Here is a 20,065-nt window from a genome sequence, read left to right as displayed (position 1 = left end):
ACCCGTTCACAACGGCTGCAGATCCGCCCCCAGCATCCGCACCAGCAGCGCTTCCCCGTCGTCGGCCACGCGCAGCTCGCCGAAGCGCGCGACTTCATACCGCGCCGCTTCGCCTTCCGGGAAGAACCACGCGTTGGTCACGATGCGCACGCCATTGCCGCGCACGCGATAGCGCAGCGGCACTTCGGTTTCGGCGTGCGGATGGACATCGGGCTGGATGCGCACGGGCTGCGCCACGCCGCGCGCGTCCGGCGTCAGCATCACGTAGCCGTCGGGCTCATATCCCATCACGCCGTCCAGATCGTCCCGTTCACCGCCCAGCCGCAGCCGTGTCACCTCGCGCCCGGCGGCAAAATTCAGGGCCATGTAGTCGCCCTGCATGAGCGAGCGCGGGTCGACCGGGGCAAGCTCCAGAATGACCACCTTGCCCGAGGCCAACAGCTTTTCGCGCTCCCAGATGCCAAAGTTGGCCGCCGCGAGCACCAGCGCCAGACCGCCCAGGATCGCCGCAGTGCGCCAGCGCAGGGCCGGGGACACCGGTGGCATCGGGCGCGGCTGCGCGGGCGGCTGCGTGCGCATCAGGCGCGGCACGAGCCACACCGCGGCCCGCAGCACGAACAGCAGGACCGCCGCGCCGCTGAGCCACAGCGCCTTTTGCAGCAGCGGCAGTTCCAACTGGTAGTAATAGACGCCCAGGTACGCCAGCAGGCTGGCCGCGCCAAAAATCATGACGCGCGACTGGTTCAGGCCGAACCCCAGCAGCAGCCACGTCAGGGCGAACCCGACGCCCGGACTGGGCAGCCAGAACAGCGCCAGCAGCAGCAGACCGATCGGCACGCCCCAGGTGACGCCGCCCGTCAGCAGGCGGCGGCGCGGCCACAGCACGGCCAGCGCGGCAGCCACGGGCAGCAGCGCGCCTGCGACGATCAGCACAGCGGTTCGCGGCGCCAACTGCCAGATGGCGGGCAATTCAATGACGGAGATTCCGCTCGCCAGCCAGACCATGCCCTGCACGGACAGCAAGAAGGCCCACGCCAGCGGCTGCAGCGCATGGCCGCGCCGCGCGCCCACGCGATGGCTGACGGTCAGGATGACGGCCGTGGCCCACGCCCCGATCACGCCGATGGGCAGCCACAGGAAGGTGGCCCGGGTCGCGTCGAAGCGGATCCAGGCGTCCATCAGGTCTTCCTGCATGAGGTCGGGCGACAGGCCGCGCCAGATCAGCGCCGCGCTGGCCAGGGCGATCAGAAGACCACTGAGGAACCGCAGGATCACATCGGGACCCAGCGCATAGACCGCGGCCGCCATCAGCAGCACGAAGAAGCTGGCGCTGGCGAACGAGGTCGAACTGGACAGCCCGAAGATGATGAGGATCTGCCCCGTGAAGGCCATCGCCGTGCCGCATTGCCGCCAGAACGGACCGGCGTCGCTGCGCAACACCGCCACGCCCGCGGCGCACAGCACCAGCCCGGCGACCAGTGCGCCGCCTTCGGTGGTGATCAGATTGGAAAACGCGACGAACAGCAGCAGGAGCAGAGTGGCCAGCCAGGCGGACAGGCCCAGCAGGCACTGCACGTACCAGGGCGGCTCGGCGCGAGGCACGGCGGCGGGGGCCAGCTGTGCGACGGGCGCGCTGGAGTCGGCGGGGTCCACGGCATTGCCGGCCGACGCGCCAGCAGGCTCGGCGTCAGCGGCGGGCACGGGGACTGGCGCTTCGTTGCTGAGGCCACGCAGCCAGCGCGCGGCCACGACGGCCTCGGCCATGAGCAAGGCGGCCAGCGGCAGCGTCGCCCACACGCCGGGCTCCAGTCGCCACAACCATTCGCCGACGACGCGCAGCGACACGCAGATGACGCCGGCGGCCAGCATGGCCAGGATGACGAGATCGCGCCGGACGCGCTGATAGTAAAGACCAAGCCCCAACGTCGCGGCGACCCACGCAATGCCGTTGTAGGTGCCCAGGCCGTCGACGATGGAATCGCCGAACATCAGGGCCAGGACCAGCACGCTGATCGCGATGGCGGCCAGGATGCGCGGTCCGAAGACGGTGCTGGCGCGCCAGCGGCGCCCGGCCATTTCCCAGCCAAACAGCAACAGCAGGTTCAGGGCGGCCATGACAAGGCTGGGCAGGCCCGGGCCGCCGAAGATCATCAGCCAGGTGAAGACGCGTTCGCCCAGCCACAGCGCGGCCGCAAGATTGAGCACCAGCGCCCACAGCAGCCACACCGCCTGGCTGCCTGCGGCAAGCGCCCACGGCAGCAGCAGCACTGCCCACCAGGCGAACAATTCCCAGGTATCGGCGCCCGTCTGATATGTTTGGCCCAGCAGCGCGAGCAGCGCGCCGAGCAGAATGCCGGCCAGCGCCAGCAGCGCGCCAGGTATGCTGCGCCGCACGCCGGGCCGGGCGCGCAAGCGCAATCCGGACCACGCGGCGGCCAGCGCACACACGGCCAGAAGACCCTGCACGCCGGCAAAGCGCTGCATTTTTGTCATGTCCTGCCAATTGGCAGCAACCCAGCAAACGGCGGCGCTGCCCAGCAGCAAAACCCCTAGCCACAAGGTGCTTCGCGACAAAAATTGACGCCAAGCGTGCAGTTCGGATCCCGCTTTGCTTTCAGTGCCGACTTGCATCTGGCGAATCTCCGATCTTATTATCCGCGCTGATACGGCGGGACTACCGCCACTGGATACACATGAATAAAACGCTGATTATTGCCGAGAAGCCCTCGGTGGCCCTTGATATATCACGCGCCTTGGGAGGCTTTGCGCGCGAGGGCGACTATTTTGAAAGCGAACGTTACGTTCTCGCTTCCAGCATCGGCCATTTGCTCAGCTTGGTCGCGCCCAACGATCCGGTCAAGGGAAAGTGGAGCTTCACGCACCTGCCCGTGATTCCGCCTGCGTTCGAATTGGGCCCGACCGACAAGAAGTCCGCCGAACGCCTTAAGCTGCTTGTCCGCCTGGCCAAGCGCAAGGACGTCGACGCCATCATCAACGCCTGTGACGCGGGGCGTGAGGGCGAACTGATCTTCCGCTACATCGTTCAATATGCGGGCGTGAAGAAGCCGATTCAGCGTCTGTGGCTGCAGTCGATGACCCAGGCCGCCATCCGCGAAGCGTTCGCCAACCTGCGCGACGATACGCAGATGAAGCCGCTGGAAGCCGCGGCGCGCTCGCGTGCCGAAGCCGACTGGCTGGTCGGCATCAACGGCACGCGCGCCATGACCGCCTTCAACAGCAAGGACGGCGGCTTCTTCAAGACGCCGGTCGGCCGTGTGCAGACGCCCACGCTGGCCATCGTGGCCGAACGCGAAGAGCGCATCCGCCGCTTCGTGCCGCGCGACTACTGGGAAGTGCGCGCCACCTTCGTCGCGGCCGCCGGCCTGTACGAAGGCCGCTGGATCGACCCGCAGTTCAAGAAAGACGACAAAGATCCCGAGAAGCGCGAATCGCGCCTGTGGTCGGCCGCCGCCGCGCAAAGCGTGGTCGCCGCCTGCCGCGAGAAGCCGGGCAGCGTGACCGAGGAATCCAAGCCGTCCAGCCAGATGTCGCCGGCCCTGTACGACCTGACGTCGCTGCAGCGTGAGGCCAACGGCCGCTTCGGCTTCTCGGCCAAGACCACGCTGGCGCTGGCGCAGACGCTGTACGAACGCCACAAGGCGCTGACCTATCCGCGTACCGATTCGCGCTACCTGCCCGAGGACTACATCAGCACGGTGCAGGAAACCATGCGCGCGCTGGCCAAGGGCGGTTCCAACGCCGTGGGCGGCCTGGCGCGACATGCCGACACCGTCGTCAGCCAGCAATGGGTCAAGCCGAACCGCCGCATCTTCGACAACAAGAAGGTGTCGGATCACTTTGCAATCATCCCCACGCTGCAGATCCCGCACGATCTGAGCGAAGCCGAAGCCAAGCTCTACGATCTGGTGCTCAAGCGCTTCCTGGCGGTGTTCTTCCCCGCCGCGGAGTACCGCGTCACGACGCGCCTTACCGAAGTGCAGGGGCATCGCTTCCGCACGGACGGCAAGGTGCTGGTCAATCCGGGCTGGCTGGCCGTGTACGGCAAGGAAGCCCAGGGCGAAGACGCCAACTTGGTGCCGGTGGCGGACGGCGAGACCGTGCGCACGGAAGACATCGAAGCCGTCGGCCTGTCGACCAAGCCGCCGGCGCGCTTTAACGAAGGCACGCTGCTGTCGGCCATGGAAGGCGCCGGCAAGCTGGTGGACGACGAGGAACTGCGCGAGGCCATGTCCGAGCGCGGCCTGGGCACGCCGGCCACGCGCGCGGCCATCATCGAAGGCCTGCTCAACGAAAGCTACCTGCGCCGCGAAGGCCGCGATCTGGTGCCCACCGCCAAGGCGCGCCAGCTGATGACGCTGCTGTCGGGCCTGGATGTGGCCGAACTGACCTCGCCCGAACTCACCGGCGAATGGGAGCACAAGCTCAAGCAGATCGAGCAGGGCGGACTGGGCCGCGAGGCCTTCATGCGCGAGATCGCGCAGATGACGCAGGTCATCGTCAAGCGCGCCAAGGAATACGAGCGCGACACGGTGCCGGGCGACTACGCCACGCTGACCACGCCGTGCCCCAAGTGCGGCGCGGTGGTCAAGGAAAACTACCGGCGCTTTGCCTGCACGGCCTGCGACTTCTCGATCGGCAAGCACCCGGGCGGCCGCACGTTCGAACTGCCCGAAGTCGAAGAGCTGCTGGCCAAGCGCGAGATCGGTCCGCTGCAAGGCTTCATCAGCAAGATGGGCCGGCCGTTTGCCGCCATCCTGCGCATCAGCGATGAGTACAAACTGGAATTCGACTTCGGCCAGAACGACGAGGACGACAACGAAGCGGTGGACTTCTCCGGCCACACGCCGGTTGGGCCTTGCCCGAAATGCCAGTCGCGCGTGTTCGAGCACGGCATGAGCTACGTCTGCGAAAAGTCGGTTGGTCCCGAGAAGTCGTGCGATTTCCGGTCGGGCAAGGTCATCCTGCAGCAGGAAATCTCGCGCGAGCAGATGGAAAAGCTGCTGACCAACGGCCGCACCGATCTGCTCGATGGCTTTGTCTCCAGCCGCACGAACCGCAAGTTCAAGGCGTTCCTGGTGCGTCAGCCCGACGGCAAGGTGGGATTCGAGTTCGAGCCCCGTCCCGAGAAGCCGGGCCGTGCGCGTGCGCCGGCCAAGACGGCCACTAAGACTGCCACGAAGACGGCGGCCAAGACGGCTGCGAAGAAGGCGCCGGCCAAGAAGGCGGCCACCAAGACGGCAACCAAGACGGCCACTAAGACAGCCACCAAGACCGCCGCCAAGAAGGCCGTGAAAAAGGCCGCACCGAAGAAGACCGCGGCGTAATCCGCGCTAAGCCGCAAGACCGAACGCCCGGGAAACCGGGCGTTTTCCATTGTTGGGCAGCAATCGCTGGGGTATTGTTGACGCCAAACAGCTGCAACCCAGACACTTCGAGGACGACATGACCCGTAGCTCCGACTTCACCACCCGCCGCCGCGTGCTGGCTGCCGCGTCCGCCTTTGCCGGCATCAGCCTGCTCAACGGGCGCGTCGTTTTCGCACAGCCCAAGCTGGGCAAGGTCGTGTACGGCCAGGGCAGCATCGACCCCTTTTTCGCGGCCGGCTACGTGGCGCTGAAGAAGGGCTTCTTCGGAGAAGGCGGGCTGGAGGTCGAGTACCTGAATTCGCAGAGCGGCCCGCGCACCAACCAGCTGCTGGCCGCCGGCCAGATCGTGTTCGGCGCCACGGCGGCCACCGCCGCGCCCGCGCTGACCATCGCGGGCAAGCCCGCCGCGCTGGTGTTCGGCTTTGACCGCAAGCTGACGTATGCCAATGTCATCGTGCGCCGCGAAGACTTTGAAAGCGGCAAGATCAAGTCGATGAAGGACCTGGCGGGCAAGCGCGTCGGCGCGACGCAGCCGCAGTCCAGCACGTGGCTGATGGCGCTGTACCTGATGCAAAAGGCCGGTGTGGCCGACAAGGTCGACATCCGCCCCCTGGGCGACCTGGCGACCATGCTGGGCGCGCTCAAGACCGGCTCGGTCGCCGCCAGCATGGCCACCATGTCGATGATGGAACAGGCCCGCCAGGAAGGCTGGGGCGTGCCGATCTTCGACGCCACCACGGAAGCCTCGTGGAACGAGTTCATGGGCGGCGACGTTCCGGGCATTGCGGCGCTGACGCTGCAGGACACCATCCAGAAGCGCCCCGAGGTCGTGCAGGCCTTTGTGACCGCGATGGTCAAGGCGCAGGACTTCATCACCGCCAACAGCGCGGCCGCCATTACGGACGTGATCTACGACGATTACTTGAGCGCCTTCCCGCGCCCCGCCATCGAGAAGACGCTGGGCGTCTACAAGGAGACGGTGTTCCTGAAGGACAACATCATCACCGAGGACGCGTACAACCGCATGACGGCCATCATGGGCGACGGGCGCCAGTTCTCGAATGAAGAAATCAAGACCGTGCCTTACGCCAAGTGCGTGAACATGAGCTTCGTGCGAAAAGCCCGGGGCCTTTGATGATCACGCTGGACAAGGTAGGCAAGGCGTACCAGTCGCGCCAGGGCACGACGCACGCCGTCGGCGAGGTCAGCCTGACCATCAACGAAGGCGAATTCGTGTCCATCGTCGGGCCGTCCGGCTGCGGCAAGAGCACGCTGCTGAACATGATGGCGGGCTTTCTGCGTCCCACCACGGGCACCATCAAGGTGGACGGGCGCGTGGTGGATGGGCAGGTGCCGCCGGCGCTGGGCTACATCTTCCAGAAGGACACGCTGCTGCCGTGGTTCAGCGTCAGGAAGAACGTGGCGCTAGGTTTGAAGTTTCAGGGCGTGCCGGCCGACCGCATCGCAAAGCGTGTCGCCGAACTGCTGGAACTCGGCCACCTGAGCGCCTTCGCCGACGCCTTTCCGCATCAGTTGTCCGGCGGCATGCGGCGGCGCGTGGCGCTCTTGATGAGCCTGGCGGTCGAGCCGCGCATCCTGCTGCTGGACGAGCCCTTCGGCGCGCTGGACACGCACACCAAGACGCACCTGCATCGCGAATTGATGGAGATCTGGCGCAAGCTGGGCCAGACCATCGTGATGGTCACGCACGATCTGGACGAAGCCATCCTGCTGTCCGATCGCGTGGTGGTGCTGTCCGGCCCGCCCAGCCGCGTGCTGCTGGACGAGCGCATCCAGATTCCGCATCCGCGCGACGTCTTCACCCTGCGCGAAACGCCGCAGTTCGTCTCCCACGTGCAAAGCCTCTGGAGCGTGCTGGGCCAGCAGTTCCGCGCCGCCGCCTGAACCGATACGCGTCATGACCTCGATTGATACCGCCGACACCCTGCAGGACCAGCTACGCCTGGACCGCCGCGCCGCCGTCGCGCGCCGCGTGCGCATCACCTTGTGGCAGGTCCTGATCCTTGCCGTCATCCTGGGCTCGTGGGAAACGCTGACGCGCATCCCGTGGTTTGCCCAGAACACGCTCTTCGATCCCTTCTTCATCAGCCAGCCCTCGCGCGTCGCTGTGCGCCTGTGGGAATGGTTGCAACCCGGGCCACGCTCGGTCTGGCCCCATCTGTGGCTGACGCTGCAGGCCACGCTTGTCGGCCTGGTGGTGGGCGTGGGCAGCGGCTTTGTGGTGGGCATGACGCTCAGCCGCAGCCGCTTTCTGGCCGACGTGTTCAACCCGTTCATCGTGGCGTTCAACTCCATGCCGCGGATCGCGTTCGTGCCGCTCATCACCATGTTCTTCGGACTGGGGCTGGCGTCCAAGGTGGTCACCTCGTGGTTCGTCGTGTTCTTTCTGGTGTTCTTCAACACCTACAAGGGCGGGCGCAGCGTGGAACGTGAGCTTGTCGATTTCTGCCGCACGCTGGGCGGGTCGCCGCGGCAGATCCTGTGGCGGGTGCGTATTCCGACGGCGGCGGCGTGGACGTTTGCCGCGCTGCCCAATGCCATCAGCTTCGCGCTGATCGGCGTGGTGCTGGCCGAGTTCGTGGGCTCGACCACGGGCATGGGTTATCTGATGATCACCGCGCTGGCGACGCTGAACGCCACCGACATGTTCGCCGCAGTGACGCTGCTGTCCATCGTCGGCATCGCGCTGGTTTATTGTGTGACGTGGATCGAACGGCGGCTCTTGCACTGGGCGCCGGAGTTCCGGGAATGAGCGAGGCCCGATTGATGAAGACACTTCCGTATCTGCGCAATTTCGACCTGACCGGACAGGTGGCGCTGGTGACCGGCTCGGCCCGCGGGCTGGGCTTTTGTATTGCGCGGGCGTTGGCCGGCTGCGGTGCGCGCGTGCTGATCAACGGCCGCAATGTGGACGCGGTCAACGCGGCGGTGGCCGAACTGACCGGCGCCGGCCTGGACGCGCATCCGCTGCCGTTTGACGTGAGCAACGACGCGGCGATGGCCGAGGCCTTCGAACGCATCGACCGCGAACACGAGCGCCTGGACATCCTGGTGAACAACGTGGGCGCGCGCAATCGCAAGACGCTGCGCGACACCAGCCCGGCCGAAATCCGCGAGCTGATCGACACGGATCTGGTGGCCGGCATGCTGCTGGCCAAGTTCGCGGCCGAGCGCATGATGCGCCAGGGCGGCGGGCGGCTGATCGCGATCACGTCGGTGGTGGGAGAACTGGCGCGCGCGGGCGACGCGGTGTATCCCGCGGCCAAGCAAGGGCTGACCGGCATGGTGCGCGCGCTGGCCGCGGAATTCGGCCCGCACTACATCACCAGCAACGCCATCGCGCCGGGGACGTTTGCCACGGAAACCAATGCGGAGATGGTTGCGGACCCGCAATTCGGGCCGCGCGTTGCCGCACGCAACCCGACGGGGCGGTGGGGCGAGCCCGAGGAAATCGCGGGGGCTGCCGTGTTCCTGGCTTCGCCTGCTGCGTCGTATGTGAACGGCCACGTACTCGTGGTGGACGGCGGGTTATCGATCCAGTTTTGAAGACGGCGGGTGTCTTAAATCGTCATGAGGCGTTCTGGTGCCGGTGTCTGACACCCTGGAGAGATGATCTCCAGCCTGCAATAGCGTCTCAGCGGGTGTCAGACACCTAGGGAAGCGCAACGCCTCAACGGATGTCAGACACCTAAGGAAGCGCAACTCATCAACGGGGGTCAGATACCTAGGCAAGGAAGATCGCGTGCAGCCGCCGCCAGGTGTCTGACACCCGCATGAGCAGTTCTGCATATCGCGCGGCCGTCTCATGGGTGTCTGACACCGACTTGTTCATCGGTGTTGCACCGGTGTCTGACACCCTGGGGAGATGATCTACAGCCTGCCACAGCGTCTCAGCGGGTGTCAGACACCTACCTTGCAAGTGAGGCAGACACCCCCTTCCGCAAGTTCTCAGGTCGTCTCGTCCTGATACCAGACGCCTTCGGCCAGCATCATCTTCTGGTGACCATGGCCCGCCGGCATCATCGGGAAGCAGTTTTCCTGCGCCGTGACCGCCACGTCCAGAAAATACGGACCGTCATGCGCCAGGCACTCCGCCAGCGCCGCATCCAGCTTGGCAGGATCATCCACCCGCGCCGCCCCCCAGCCGAAAGCCCGCGCCAGCGCCACGAAATCCGGCAGTGACGCGTTATAGCTGTGGCTGTAGCGGCCGCCGTGGATCAGTTCCTGCCATTGACGCACCATGCCCATGTAGCCGTTATTGCACAGCACGACCTTCACGGGCGTCTCGTGCTGCATCGCGGTGGACAGTTCCTGGATGTTCATCAGCACCGACGCGTCGCCGCTGACGCAGACCACGGTCTTGTCCGGATGCGCGACCTGCGCGCCGATGGCGGCGGGCACGCCGTAGCCCATGGTGCCTGCACCGCCCGACGTCAGCCAGCGGTTCGGCCGGTCAAAGCGCAGGTATTGCGCGGCCCACATCTGATGCTGGCCCACGTCCGTCGACACGATGGCATCGCGATCCGCCAGCGCGGCGTTCAGGCGCGACATCAGGTGTTGCGGCAGGATGGCGTCGGGCGCGGGCGTGAAGCCCAGGCAGTCCTGCGCGCGCCAGGCGTCGATGCGCTTGAACCAGGGCGCCAGGCGCGCCGGCTCCAGCGGCGTGTCGCCCAGCTCGGCGCGCAGCGCGCGCACCAGCGGCAGGCAGTCGCCGACCAGCGCCACGTCCACGCGCACGACCTTGTTGATCGAGGCGGGGTCGATGTCGATATGGATCTTGCGGGCGTGCGGGCAGAATTCCGACAGCTTGCCGGTGATGCGGTCGTCAAAGCGCGCGCCGATGCAGACGACGAGGTCCGAGTTGTGCATGGCGAGGTTGGCCTCGACCGTGCCGTGCATGCCCAGCATGCCCACGAACTGCGGGTCGGACGCGGGGAAGGCGCCCAGGCCCATCAGCGTCAGCGTGCAGGGCGCGCCGGTGTGGCGCACCAGGTCGGTGAACGCCTCGCAGGCCTCGGGGCCGGCGTTCACCAGGCCGCCGCCGCCGTAGAAGATGGGCCGCTTGGCCTGCGCGATCAGCGCGGCGGCGCGGCGCACGGCCGACTGCGGCAGCTTGGCCGCCAGCTTGCCGGACTGGCGACGCGCGCGCAGCGCGGCCAGCTTGTGCTGCGACGGCGCGTCCAGGCCATCGCTGTCGCGCGGCACGGCAAGCTGCACATCCTTGGGAAAATCCACCAGCACCGGGCCGGGACGGCCCTGGCGCGTCAGTTCAAACGCTCGGGCCGTCACGCTGGCCACGTCGTCCACGGCGCGGATCTGGGTGTTCCACTTGGTGACGGAACGCGAGATGCCGATGGCGTCGCATTCCTGGAAAGCGTCGGTGCCGATGGCCGCCGTGGCCACCTGACCGCTGATGCACAGCACCGGGATCGAATCGCACATGGCATCCAGCAGGCCCGAGGTCGTGTTCGCCATGCCGGGGCCGGAGGTCACGAACACCACGCCCGTGCGGCCCGTGGTGCGGGCATAGCCCTCGGCGGCATGGACGGCGGCCTGCTCGTGGCGCACCAGCACGTGGCGCAGGCGCGGCTCGGCGTACAGGGCGTCGTACAAGGGCAGGACCGCCCCGCCCGGATACCCGAAGACCGTGTCGACACCATGCGCAATCAGCGTGTCGAGCAGAATTTTCGCCCCGTTTTCAGGGGCGGTTTCGATGGCGGTTTCGGTGGCGGAAAGCGCGGCGGCGGCGGTGGGGTGCAGGCGATCGTTCATGCTATCCATCTTATTGGTAGATTCGAAGAATTTTTATCTTCTTTTCCACGGATAACAGGCGAACGGAGTAAATTCATCTTTGATTTGGAGGAATCAAAGAAAATGAACCTCGACAAGTTCGACTTGGCCATTTTGAAGGTGCTGCAGGACAACGCGCGCGCCAGCCTGAACGACATCGGCGCGGCGGTCGGTTTGTCATCCACGCCGTGCTGGAACCGCATCAAGCGCATGGAAAGCGCCGGGGTCATCCGCGGCTACACCGTGGATATCGATCCGGCCAGCCTGGGCTTCATGGACACGGTCATCGTCCACGTAACGCTGGAGAGCCACAGCGAAGAGACGCTGTACGAATTCGGCCGCGCGCTGGCGCAGATTCCCGAGGTGCTGGAGGCGTTTCTGGTGTCGGGCGATTATGACTATTACATCCGCATCGCCGTGCGCGACACCCGCGACTACGAGCGCCTGCTGCGCGAACAGCTCTATCGCATTCCCGGCATCCGGCACAGCAAGTCCTGCTTCGTGCTGCGCCGGCTGAAGGAAACCAAGCTGCCGCTGACGGGGCCGGGGCCTGGGCCGGCGGCCTAGGCCGGCGCCAGCGCCACGGCCCGCATGCCAACTTCCTTAGCGCAGCACGTAGTCCACCGGCTCTGCCGGTTCCGGCAAGGGCCGCACGCCCAAGCCTTCGAGCAGATCGATCTCGATCACGCGGGCCAGCGCCGACAGCGGCAGGTCGTTCTCGTCCGCGCCGAAGGGATCCTCCAGCTCGTCGCCCAGCGCGTCCAGGCCAAAGAACGTGTAGGCCACGATGGTCACCGCAAGCGGCGTCAGGAACTCCAGCGTGCCCACCAGACCGAAGGGCAGCAGCAGGCAGAACAGCCACGCCGTGCGATGCAGCAGCAGGGAATAGGCGAACGGACAGGGCGTGAACTTGATGCGCTCGCAGGCCGCCTGGATCGCGGCGCACTGCGCCACGCGCTGGGTCAGGCCCTGATAAAGAATGTCGGTCAATTCACCGCGCCGCAGGCACGTCGCCAGGTCGCGGTTGATGGACATGAGCAGCGCATCGGGCACGTTGCGGCAGCCGGCCAGCGTGTCGAGCTCGTCCTGCTGCACCCACGGGCGCACGGCCTCGACCATGTCCTGCCCGCGCAGCCGCGCCGCCAGCCCGTAGCCGAAACCGATGCAGCGCCGCACCAGCCGTTCCTGCACGGGATTGGCGGTGCTGGCCGCCAGCAGCACCGCGCTTTCGCGCGCCAGGCTGCGCGCCTGCACGACGAGGTCGCCCCATTGCTTGCGGGCTTCCCACCAGCGGTCATAGCAGACGTTGTTGCGAAAGCCCATGAAGACGGACAGGGCCAGGCCGAAGAGCGAAAACGGCACCGCGGTCAGGTGCGCGGGCGAGAAGAACTGGCGGTGGTACATCCACACCACCACGCAGGAGAGCACCGTGATGACGACGATCCTGCTGAGGATGCGCGGGATGATGGAACCGCGCAGTACAAAGAACAAAGCCAGCGCGGAGGGCCGCGGACGGACGATCATGATGAATATCAAGCAAGGGACAAGGCGGCGGTCACTATACGCCTGTCATCGCGCAATGAAGCCGCCGATATAATTCTGTTTCGTCTCACCGCCACACTCGAGCCTCAATGACCACCGAAGACACCCCGATCAAGCCCTGGTATGCCGTCCGCCGCTCCAAGCTGCACGGCAACGGCGTCTTCGCCGCCCGCAAGATTCCCGCAGGCACGCGCATCATCGAGTACGGCGGCGCGCGCATCAGCGCCAAGGAAGCCGACCGCCGCCATCCCACGAATCCGGACGATCCCTTCCACACGTTCTTCTTCGCGCTCAGCTCCGGCCGCGTCATCGACGGCGGCGACGAAGGCAACGACGCGCGCTGGATCAACCATTCCTGCGAGCCCAACTGCGAGGCGCAGGAAGGCAAGCACGGCAAGCGCGTCTACATCGTCGCGCTGCAGGACATCCCGCGCGGCACGGAACTGTCGTACGACTACGGGCTGGTGCTGGACGGGCGCATCACGAAGGCGCTGAAGGAAGGCTACAAGTGCCTCTGCGGCACGCCGCCTTGCCGTGGCACGATGCTGGCGCTGCCTGCCAAGAAGGCGAAGAAGGCCGCCACGGCCGCCTGACGGAAAACGGGGCCGGGCGCCCCATTTCCCAAGACCACAACCGCAATAAGCATATTCAGCCCCGCTCTGCGGACAGGCGTACAATCGACCGGTCGTTAACACGACATGCAGTACGTCTTCAGGGCGGGGTGCAATTCCCCACCGGCGGTATGCCATGCAATGTGGCGAGCCCGCGAGCGCCCGGCCATGCTTTGGCCGGGGTCAGCAGATCTGGTGAGATGCCAGGGCCGACGGTCATAGTCCGGATGAGAGAAGATGTGCCGGCACATACTCGGCTGCGCCGGGCGCGTTTGCGCCTTGCCTGGCCGTATTGCGTTCGGCTGTCGATTAGCCCTGAAACGTTTTTCGCCCCATCCTTTTGCGAGAGCGTTTCAATGTCCAACGTTGCCTTCACCCAGCAGTCCCCCATCCCCAGCCTGGCTTCGCAGCCCTTCGCCGTGCGCCTGTCGCGCGCGCTGCATCATCTGCGCCTGGGCCGCCCCGTCATCCTCATGGACGACTTTGACCGCGAGAACGAAGCGGACCTGATCGTCGCGGCCGACAAGCTGACCGTGCCGGTCATGGCGCAGCTCATCCGCGACGGCAGCGGCATCGTCTGCCTGTGCCTGCCCGGCGACACGCTGGACCGCCTGGAATTGCCGCCGATGGTCCAGCGCAATCAAAGCCGCTTTGCCACGGCCTTCACCGTGTCGATCGAGGCGCGTGAAGGCGTGAGCACCGGCGTGTCCGCCGTGGACCGCGTCACCACGATCCGCGCCGCCATCGCGCCGTCGGCGCAGCCCGATGACATCGTCAGCCCCGGTCACGTGTTTCCGCTGCGCGCCCAACCTGGTGGCGTGCTGACGCGCCGCGGCCACACCGAAGGATCGGTGGATCTGGCCGTGCTGGCCGGCATGCGCCCGGCGGGCGTGCTGTGCGAACTGATGAATGCCGACGGCACGATGATGCGCGGCGCGGCGCTGGATCGCTACGCCGCCGAGCACGGGCTGGTGGCGCTGACCATTGCCGAACTGGCGGACCATCTGCAAAAGCTGAAGGACGGCCAGGCCGAGGCGATCGACGACGAAGTGCTGGAGATGGCGGCCACCGTCTGAGCGGCCGCCAGGGTTGCGCCCGCGGCATTCGCGGGCGCGGCCATCGCGTATCTGAGCGAATGGCATAATTCGCGCGAAGCGACGCAGCGCGTTGCGGTGGGGCCGCCTGGCTGCGGCGCCGCCGGACTACGGCCCGTTGGCCTGCAATCGCCTGCCGCACATTCCATGAGCCATTGCTCACGTTTGATATTCGCCTTTTGCCATTCATGACCGCCATTCCCCAGCCCCGGAAATCGCCGCGCCAGCTCAGATCGCAACAAACCGTCGACACCATTCTTCAGGCCACTGCTCACGTTTTGGCCACGCATGGGTATGCCGGCACCAACACCAATCTGATCGCGGAAACGGCCGGCGTGAGCGTGGGTTCGCTCTATCAGTACTTTCCGAACAAGAACGCGCTGATCGCCGCGCTGCATGACCGGCACGACAACCAGATGCTGGACGTGATCGACGACGTGCTGAACGGCAACCCGGCGGCCACGCTGCGCGAGCGCGTAGGGGCGATCGTGCAGGCGATGTTGCACGCGCATCTGCTGGAGCCCGCGCTGCACCGCGTGCTGGAAAGGGAGTTTCCGCTGTTCGACCAGCCGCACGAGCACAGCCGCGCGGACCAGGACATCCACCGCCGCATGCGGCATCTCCTGGAACTGCACCGCGCGGAGATCGCGCAGGCGGATCGGGATCTGGCGACCTACGTGGTGCTGCGGATCATGGAGTCGCTGGTGCACGCGGCCGCGCTGGAGCCGCCTGTGGGCTTCACGCCCAAGCAGTTGGAGGGCGCGGTGGTCGATGCGGTGATGGGGTATCTGGGCGCGCCTGGAAACGCCGCGCCGGGCAAGGCAAGTAAGTCAGTCAAAGCGGCCGCGAAAACGGTCAGGACGGCCAGCGCCGCCAAAACGACGAAGCCGGCGCGCGCCTAGCCGCCGGACTCAGGCCCGCTCGCGCGCCATCCTGGCCAGGCAGTCCGCCGGGCCGCCCGTCACAATGCGCGCGCTGCACGCCAGCATCAGGTTCAGGTTCAAACCGAAGTCCTCGACCGTATGGCCCTGCGCGTCGACCATGCGCGAGGCGCCGTCGTCAGCCGCCGCCCCCACCGCCACCTGATCGATCAGCGAGCCGGCCTGGCCGGTGTAGCCCCACACGGGCTTGCCGCAGGCGATGGCATAGCCCACTTCGAAGGCGGTGCCCGAATCGGGCTCGGCGCCGCGAAACGGATTCAGGTTTGCCATCACCATGTCGGCACGGCGGATCAGCGCGATGTTCGCGCGATAGATCCACTCTGCAAGCGCCTGCCCGGCCAGTTCCGGCGGCGCGGCGTTGTCCAGCGGGAACACGCCCTCGAAACCGTAGGTGGCGCACAGGGTCTTGAGCCGTTCGCCGTGCGCCACGGCATCGGGCAGAAAGACATCGAAACCCGCCAGGTAGACACTGCGCATGGCCCTTACTCCGGATCGGCGACGTTGAAGGCTTCGCCGGTGGCGAAGAAGGAGCCGCCGGCCAGGTAGTGCACCGACCGGCGCTCGTCGTCCGGAAAGTGCCAGCGGTTGCCGGAAAACACGTCCGGCGCCGCCCACGCGGCCACGACCTCGCCGATGAAGAGATCGTAGGCCTGCTGATTGTGCGGTTCGGAAATGACTTTGCATTCCAGCCAGCCCAGGCAGCCCTCGATGAGCGGCGCGCCGATCTTGCTGGCGGGAAACGTCGTCAGGCCGCTGGCCTGGAACTTGTCTTCGTCGCGCCCGGATTGCGAGCCCACGACCATCGTGGCGCGCGCCTGCGCCCGCGACGGAATGCACAGCGCGAACTCGCCCGACGCTTCGATGAGTTCACGCGTCCAGGTGTTCTTGTCCACCACGACCAGCATCTTGGGCGGACTGAAGTCCAGCGGCATGGCCCAGGCCGCGGCCATCACATTGCGGGCGTCGCCATGCGCGCTGGTGACCAGCACGGTCGGGCCGTGGTTCAGAAGGAGATAGGCGCGGGGCAGGTCAACGGGTTCGATCATGGACACCTAGAACATGCCGTTCTTGTTGGCGGGATTCTCGGGGATTTCCTGGCTCACGTCCCAATGTTCGACGATCTTGCCGTCCTGGACGCGGAAGATGTCGACCACGGCCTGGCCGCGGTCTTCCGGCGAATCGCGCCACAGGTTGTGGATCATGACGAGATCGCCCTCGGCGATGACGCGCTTGATCTCGACGATGGCCTGCGGATGCTGCTCGAAGTAGCGCGGGAAAAAGTCGACCATCGGCCCGACGCCGTCCTGCATGTACGGATTGTGCTGGGTGTAGTTCGGGCCGACATACAGGCGCACCGCCTCGTCGACGTCGCGGTCCTGGAACATCATGCGGAAGAACGCGACGGCGATTTCCTTGTTTGATTGCGGCGCGGCCGCAAGCGCCGGCGCAGCCGCCACGCAACTGGAGGCGACCAGCAGGCAGGCGGCCAACGATTTCCACTTCATACGCATACAGGACTACTCAGATGACGCCGGCTGGCGGCCTGCCAGTTTACAAACAAACGGGGCCGAGGATCAGTATCCGACGGTATAACGGCGGCGCGAATGCTGAGGCGTCTCGACCTCGTCGGCCAGGGCGATCGCGTAGTCTTCCATCGAAATCCAGCTCTTGCCGTCCTCGTCGGCCAAGAGGTGGTCGTCGCCCACACGGAACGTGGCGGTGCGCTCGCCGGGTTCGAACAGGGCCGAGGGCGACAGGAACGTCCAATTCAGCACCTTTTCCTGGCGCAGCGTGTCCAGGAACACGACGCCCGCGCGGGCCTCGGGCTTGTAGGCATCGGGGAATTCAGGGGTGTCGATCAGCATCTTGCCCGGGGCGACCAGCAGGCTGCCGGCGCCGCCCACCACGAGCAGACGCGGCACGCCGGCGTTCTTCACGGCGGCCAGGAGCGGCTTGGCGTCGGCGGACACGAAGCGCGAGGCGCTGATGACGGCGTCGTGGCCGGCCAGGACCGGGGTCAGGCCTTCGGGATCGGTGGCATCGCCCTGGCGGACGGTCAGGCCCGGCTGCTCATTGACCTCGGCCAGGTTGCGGGCGATGCCCGTCACCTGATGGCCGCGCTTGAGCAATTCGTCTGCCACGCGCGAACCCACGCGTCCGGTAATGCCGATCAATGCGATTTTCATGGTCTTGCTCCTGAGAGGAATGGGCCGGAGCAGCCGCCGCACGATTGCGGCGAAATCAGCTCTGGCTCAAGGCAAAGCCATACTATTCGGTCAAATACGAACGAAAAACCCGTCAATGAAGAAGAGTTTTTTGCAATCCATGCACCAATCCGGCGTAGGCAGCGCGCGGCTGGGGGTTTGACCCGGACGTGCACGCAGCGGCGGCACGCCCGATCAGTGTGCGCCCGGCGGCCCCGCTTGAACAGGGCCGCCCCCCCGCGATCAGCGGGCGGCGCGTTGCGCCAGATAGACCTGCAGGTGCGAATAGGCCACGCGCAGATACGTGGCATCCACGCCCAGCGTGCGGGCGCGGCGGACCATGTCGCCGACGATGTGGTCGGCCTCGACGGGCAGGCCCTGGCGCAGGTCGCGGAACATGGAGGCGGTCATGGGCTGGGTGCGGTCCGCCAGCAGCTTGCGCACGGTGGCGTCCGCCTCGGGACGCACGGTGTGGCCGGAGGCTGCGGCCACCGCTTGCGATTCCTGCAGCAGACCCAGCAGGATGTCGACGCCGTCGTCGGTGGACGCGATCTCGCCCACCGAGCCGCGCATCAGGCAGGTGGCGGCGGCCAGCGTCGTCAGCATGACGTACTTTTCCCAGATGTCCTGGTAGATGTTTTCGCTGAGGCGGCTGACGTATTCGCCGCCCGCCAGCGCCTGCTCCAGCGCCACGCAGCGCTCGCTGCGGGCGGGACCGGCGCGCTCGCCGAACACCAGGTTGGCATGCTTGCCCAGATGAACCACTTCGCCTTCGGGGCCGAGCGTGGCGTTGATCTGGCACAGGCCGCCCAGCACGCGATGCGGCTCGAATTCGCGGTCCAGCACGTCGTACTGGAGCACGCCGTTCATGATGGGCAGCACGGCGGTGTCCGGTCCCACGGCGGGGCGGATGGCCTCGATGGCGCTGTCCAGGTCGTAGGCCTTGCACGACAGCACGACGACGTCATAGCTTTCCTGCAGCGTCTGCTGCGTGACCAGCTTGGGATGCAGCGTGGCGTCGCCCAGCGGGCTCTGGATGCGCAGTCCGTGTTCGCGGATGCGCGCGGCGCGCGGCTCGCGCACCAGGAACGTCACGTCCGCGCCGGCTTGCGCCGCGCGTCCGCCAAAGTATCCGCCGGTGCCGCCGGCGCCCAAGAACAACAACCGCATGCCTGTCTCCTGTTGGCTGCCCGCGTCAGGCGCGGGCCGATGCGCGCATTATGCGCCCGGGCCACGCCGCCGCGCACACGCGGCGGCCGATGGATCATGCGCTGGACGCCTCAAGCCTGCTGTTCGCGTTCCACCCACGCCTCGTAGCCGCCGCGCAGCGCCCAGATCTTGCGGTAGCCCGCCGCCCGCAACCGCGAGGCGAGCAGGGCGGCCGACACCTCATTCGGGCACGCGCAATAGACCACGATGTCGGAATCGATCGCGCCGGGATCCAGCGTGGGCAGCGGCTGCTTCAGGTCCACGGCCACGGCGCCCGGGATGCGCGCCGCGTCGCGCTGCGCTTCGGGCCGCACGTCGAAGACCAGCGCCTCGCGGCCGTCCTGACGCCATTGCATCAGCTCGTCGACCGACAGCCGCGGAATCACGCGCAGGCTGCGCAGCAGGATCCTGCGCCGCAGAAAGCGCGCCACGATGTAGAGCGCCAGCACGGCCGCCAGCACTGCCAGCCCCATCGGACCGTAGGTGCCCAGGATGTCCAGCACATCGTTGATGACGCTGTGGAACAGGCCGCCCAGCAGCAGGGCCGAGCCCACCCAGATCAGCGCGCCGGCCAGGTCATAGAGGAAGAAGCGGCGATAAGGCGTGTTGGTCAGCCCGGCCATGACGGTGGACAAGGCGCCCGCGCCCGGCAGGAACTTGCACACCAGCAGCGCGCGCACGCCGATGCGCAGGTACAGGCGCTGCGTCTGGCGGATGCACGAGTCCTGCGACAGCGACAGCTTGCAGACCACGCCCAGCAGGCGCGACCCGTAGCGCCGCCCGGCCCAGTACCACAGGCTGTCGGCGATGAGGCACGCGGCCGTGGCGGCCAGCAGCGGCACGAGCCAGCCGGCGGCGCCGGCCAGCGCGCCGGCGGCGATCATCATGGGGTAGGCGGGCACCGGCAGGCCGGCTTGCTCGATGAGGACGTTGGCGAACACGAGCCACCCGCCGTACTGTTCGAGCAGCAATTGAATATCTTGCATTGGGGTTTCCAGCTTGCCGCGCGCGGCGCAGGCGCGGCTCATGCGCGCAATTTTAGGCGCGCGGCCTCGCGCCTGGGGCATAGACCCTGCCGTCCGCGCGGCAACACTGCGTTCCATTGCAGTGCGTCGCGCGACCCGCCGGTGTCCATCTATCGGGACACCACGCACCAAACTGGTGCCACGCTTCTCGGCGAGGGTGCCTATAATCCTGCCCGGCCATCAGGTTTCCCCGCCTTGTCGCGGGAACGCCCCGTGGCATACATATTGCTTCGCCAGGACA

The 20,065-nt window shown here is 66.7% G+C and carries 18 protein-coding genes and 1 riboswitch; of the genes, 9 read left to right on the top strand and 9 right to left on the bottom strand.

Features of this window, described 5'->3' with window-relative positions; all coding sequences use genetic code 11:
- Positions 1–6 precede the first annotated feature (6 nt).
- Positions 7–2,631 (bottom strand): GDYXXLXY domain-containing protein, encoded by a 2,625-nt coding sequence (locus RT697_RS11870; RefSeq protein ID WP_313699062.1) that lies wholly within the window; start codon positions 2,629–2,631, stop codon positions 7–9.
- Positions 2,632–2,693: 62 nt separating this feature from the next.
- On the opposite strand from RT697_RS11870, the gene RT697_RS11865 reads away from it, so the two are divergent.
- From RT697_RS11865 to RT697_RS11845, 5 genes are all read left to right on the top strand, one after another.
- A complete protein-coding gene (locus RT697_RS11865; RefSeq protein WP_313699060.1) occupies positions 2,694–5,345 on the top strand; it encodes a DNA topoisomerase III in 2,652 nt (883 codons plus the stop codon).
- A 118-nt stretch (positions 5,346–5,463) separates the two neighbouring features.
- Positions 5,464–6,522, top strand: coding sequence for an ABC transporter substrate-binding protein (locus RT697_RS11860; protein WP_105241316.1), 1,059 nt, complete (start codon positions 5,464–5,466; stop codon positions 6,520–6,522).
- Complete coding sequence (locus tag RT697_RS11855; RefSeq protein ID WP_056565862.1) at positions 6,522–7,292, top strand: ABC transporter ATP-binding protein; 771 nt, start codon at positions 6,522–6,524, stop codon at positions 7,290–7,292. Before RT697_RS11860 ends, RT697_RS11855 begins: the two co-directional genes overlap by 1 nt.
- A 13-nt stretch (positions 7,293–7,305) precedes the next feature.
- Positions 7,306–8,160 carry an ABC transporter permease gene (locus RT697_RS11850; RefSeq protein WP_191578354.1) on the top strand — a complete coding sequence of 285 codons (855 nt, stop codon included), beginning with the start codon at positions 7,306–7,308 and terminating at the stop codon, positions 8,158–8,160.
- A gap of 14 nt (positions 8,161–8,174) precedes the next feature.
- Positions 8,175–8,954 (top strand): SDR family oxidoreductase, encoded by a 780-nt coding sequence (locus RT697_RS11845; protein ID WP_313699058.1) that lies wholly within the window; start codon positions 8,175–8,177, stop codon positions 8,952–8,954.
- 402 nt (positions 8,955–9,356) lie between these two features.
- Here the strand turns inward: RT697_RS11845 and ilvB are convergent, their stop codons facing one another.
- A complete protein-coding gene (gene ilvB, locus RT697_RS11840) occupies positions 9,357–11,189 on the bottom strand; it encodes a biosynthetic-type acetolactate synthase large subunit (RefSeq protein WP_313699057.1) in 1,833 nt (610 codons plus the stop codon).
- Positions 11,190–11,282: 93 nt separating this feature from the next.
- Between ilvB and RT697_RS11835 the strand changes: the two genes are divergently transcribed.
- Positions 11,283–11,765 (top strand): Lrp/AsnC family transcriptional regulator, encoded by a 483-nt coding sequence (locus RT697_RS11835; RefSeq protein ID WP_218342436.1) that lies wholly within the window; start codon positions 11,283–11,285, stop codon positions 11,763–11,765.
- A gap of 36 nt (positions 11,766–11,801) precedes the next feature.
- Here the strand turns inward: RT697_RS11835 and RT697_RS11830 are convergent, their stop codons facing one another.
- On the bottom strand, positions 11,802–12,722 hold the full coding sequence (locus RT697_RS11830; RefSeq protein WP_313699056.1) for a bestrophin family protein: 921 nt from the start codon (positions 12,720–12,722) through the stop codon (positions 11,802–11,804).
- Between the two features lie 107 nt (positions 12,723–12,829).
- Here RT697_RS11830 and RT697_RS11825 point away from each other — a divergent pair, with 107 nt between their 5' ends.
- From RT697_RS11825 to RT697_RS11815, 3 genes are all read left to right on the top strand, one after another.
- Positions 12,830–13,333, top strand: coding sequence for an SET domain-containing protein (locus RT697_RS11825; RefSeq protein ID WP_313699054.1), 504 nt, complete (start codon positions 12,830–12,832; stop codon positions 13,331–13,333).
- Between the two features lie 110 nt (positions 13,334–13,443).
- A riboswitch (FMN riboswitch) is annotated at positions 13,444–13,594 on the top strand.
- 113 nt (positions 13,595–13,707) lie between these two features.
- Positions 13,708–14,427: a 3,4-dihydroxy-2-butanone-4-phosphate synthase gene (ribB, locus tag RT697_RS11820; protein WP_313699052.1), complete on the top strand. Its 720-nt coding sequence runs from the start codon at positions 13,708–13,710 to the stop codon at positions 14,425–14,427.
- 206 nt (positions 14,428–14,633) lie between these two features.
- Positions 14,634–15,347 (top strand): TetR/AcrR family transcriptional regulator, encoded by a 714-nt coding sequence (locus tag RT697_RS11815; protein WP_313699050.1) that lies wholly within the window; start codon positions 14,634–14,636, stop codon positions 15,345–15,347.
- A 9-nt stretch (positions 15,348–15,356) separates the two neighbouring features.
- Here the strand turns inward: RT697_RS11815 and RT697_RS11810 are convergent, their stop codons facing one another.
- From RT697_RS11810 to RT697_RS11785, 6 genes are all read right to left on the bottom strand, one after another.
- Positions 15,357–15,863, bottom strand: a complete 507-nt coding sequence (locus RT697_RS11810) for a nucleoside 2-deoxyribosyltransferase (protein ID WP_313699049.1) — start codon at positions 15,861–15,863, stop codon at positions 15,357–15,359.
- 5 nt (positions 15,864–15,868) lie between these two features.
- Entirely contained in the window at positions 15,869–16,438 is a 570-nt protein-coding gene (locus RT697_RS11805) for a flavin reductase family protein (RefSeq protein ID WP_279971382.1), read from the bottom strand.
- Positions 16,439–16,897 (bottom strand): nuclear transport factor 2 family protein, encoded by a 459-nt coding sequence (locus RT697_RS11800; RefSeq protein ID WP_313699048.1) that lies wholly within the window; start codon positions 16,895–16,897, stop codon positions 16,439–16,441.
- Between the two features lie 63 nt (positions 16,898–16,960).
- On the bottom strand, positions 16,961–17,572 hold the full coding sequence (locus tag RT697_RS11795; protein WP_313699047.1) for an NAD(P)-dependent oxidoreductase: 612 nt from the start codon (positions 17,570–17,572) through the stop codon (positions 16,961–16,963).
- Positions 17,573–17,833: 261 nt separating this feature from the next.
- A complete protein-coding gene (gene panE / locus RT697_RS11790) occupies positions 17,834–18,760 on the bottom strand; it encodes a 2-dehydropantoate 2-reductase (RefSeq protein WP_313699046.1) in 927 nt (308 codons plus the stop codon).
- A gap of 110 nt (positions 18,761–18,870) precedes the next feature.
- Complete coding sequence (locus tag RT697_RS11785) at positions 18,871–19,785, bottom strand: DedA family protein/thiosulfate sulfurtransferase GlpE (protein ID WP_313699044.1); 915 nt, start codon at positions 19,783–19,785, stop codon at positions 18,871–18,873.
- Between the last annotated feature and the right edge of the window lie 280 nt (positions 19,786–20,065).

This window comes from Achromobacter sp. (assembly GCF_032113835.1).
Taxonomy (GTDB): domain Bacteria; phylum Pseudomonadota; class Gammaproteobacteria; order Burkholderiales; family Burkholderiaceae_B; genus Achromobacter.
This window is presented reverse-complemented; position numbering and strand designations above follow the sequence as displayed.

Coding starts and splice junctions, on each gene's coding strand:
- RT697_RS11795 (WP_313699047.1), bottom strand. CDS start 17,572: ATGAAAATCGCATTGATCGGCATTACCGGACGCGTGGGTTCGCGCGTG.
- RT697_RS11835 (WP_218342436.1), top strand. CDS start 11,283: ATGAACCTCGACAAGTTCGACTTGGCCATTTTGAAGGTGCTGCAGGAC.
- panE (WP_313699046.1), bottom strand. CDS start 18,760: ATGCGGTTGTTGTTCTTGGGCGCCGGCGGCACCGGCGGATACTTTGGC.
- RT697_RS11870 (WP_313699062.1), bottom strand. CDS start 2,631: ATGCAAGTCGGCACTGAAAGCAAAGCGGGATCCGAACTGCACGCTTGG.
- RT697_RS11845 (WP_313699058.1), top strand. CDS start 8,175: ATGAAGACACTTCCGTATCTGCGCAATTTCGACCTGACCGGACAGGTG.
- RT697_RS11825 (WP_313699054.1), top strand. CDS start 12,830: ATGACCACCGAAGACACCCCGATCAAGCCCTGGTATGCCGTCCGCCGC.
- RT697_RS11830 (WP_313699056.1), bottom strand. CDS start 12,722: ATGATCGTCCGTCCGCGGCCCTCCGCGCTGGCTTTGTTCTTTGTACTG.
- RT697_RS11815 (WP_313699050.1), top strand. CDS start 14,634: ATGACCGCCATTCCCCAGCCCCGGAAATCGCCGCGCCAGCTCAGATCG.
- RT697_RS11865 (WP_313699060.1), top strand. CDS start 2,694: ATGAATAAAACGCTGATTATTGCCGAGAAGCCCTCGGTGGCCCTTGAT.
- RT697_RS11810 (WP_313699049.1), bottom strand. CDS start 15,863: ATGCGCAGTGTCTACCTGGCGGGTTTCGATGTCTTTCTGCCCGATGCC.
- ilvB (WP_313699057.1), bottom strand. CDS start 11,189: ATGGATAGCATGAACGATCGCCTGCACCCCACCGCCGCCGCCGCGCTT.
- RT697_RS11800 (WP_313699048.1), bottom strand. CDS start 16,897: ATGCGTATGAAGTGGAAATCGTTGGCCGCCTGCCTGCTGGTCGCCTCC.
- RT697_RS11785 (WP_313699044.1), bottom strand. CDS start 19,785: ATGCAAGATATTCAATTGCTGCTCGAACAGTACGGCGGGTGGCTCGTG.
- ribB (WP_313699052.1), top strand. CDS start 13,708: ATGTCCAACGTTGCCTTCACCCAGCAGTCCCCCATCCCCAGCCTGGCT.
- RT697_RS11860 (WP_105241316.1), top strand. CDS start 5,464: ATGACCCGTAGCTCCGACTTCACCACCCGCCGCCGCGTGCTGGCTGCC.
- RT697_RS11855 (WP_056565862.1), top strand. CDS start 6,522: ATGATCACGCTGGACAAGGTAGGCAAGGCGTACCAGTCGCGCCAGGGC.
- RT697_RS11850 (WP_191578354.1), top strand. CDS start 7,306: ATGACCTCGATTGATACCGCCGACACCCTGCAGGACCAGCTACGCCTG.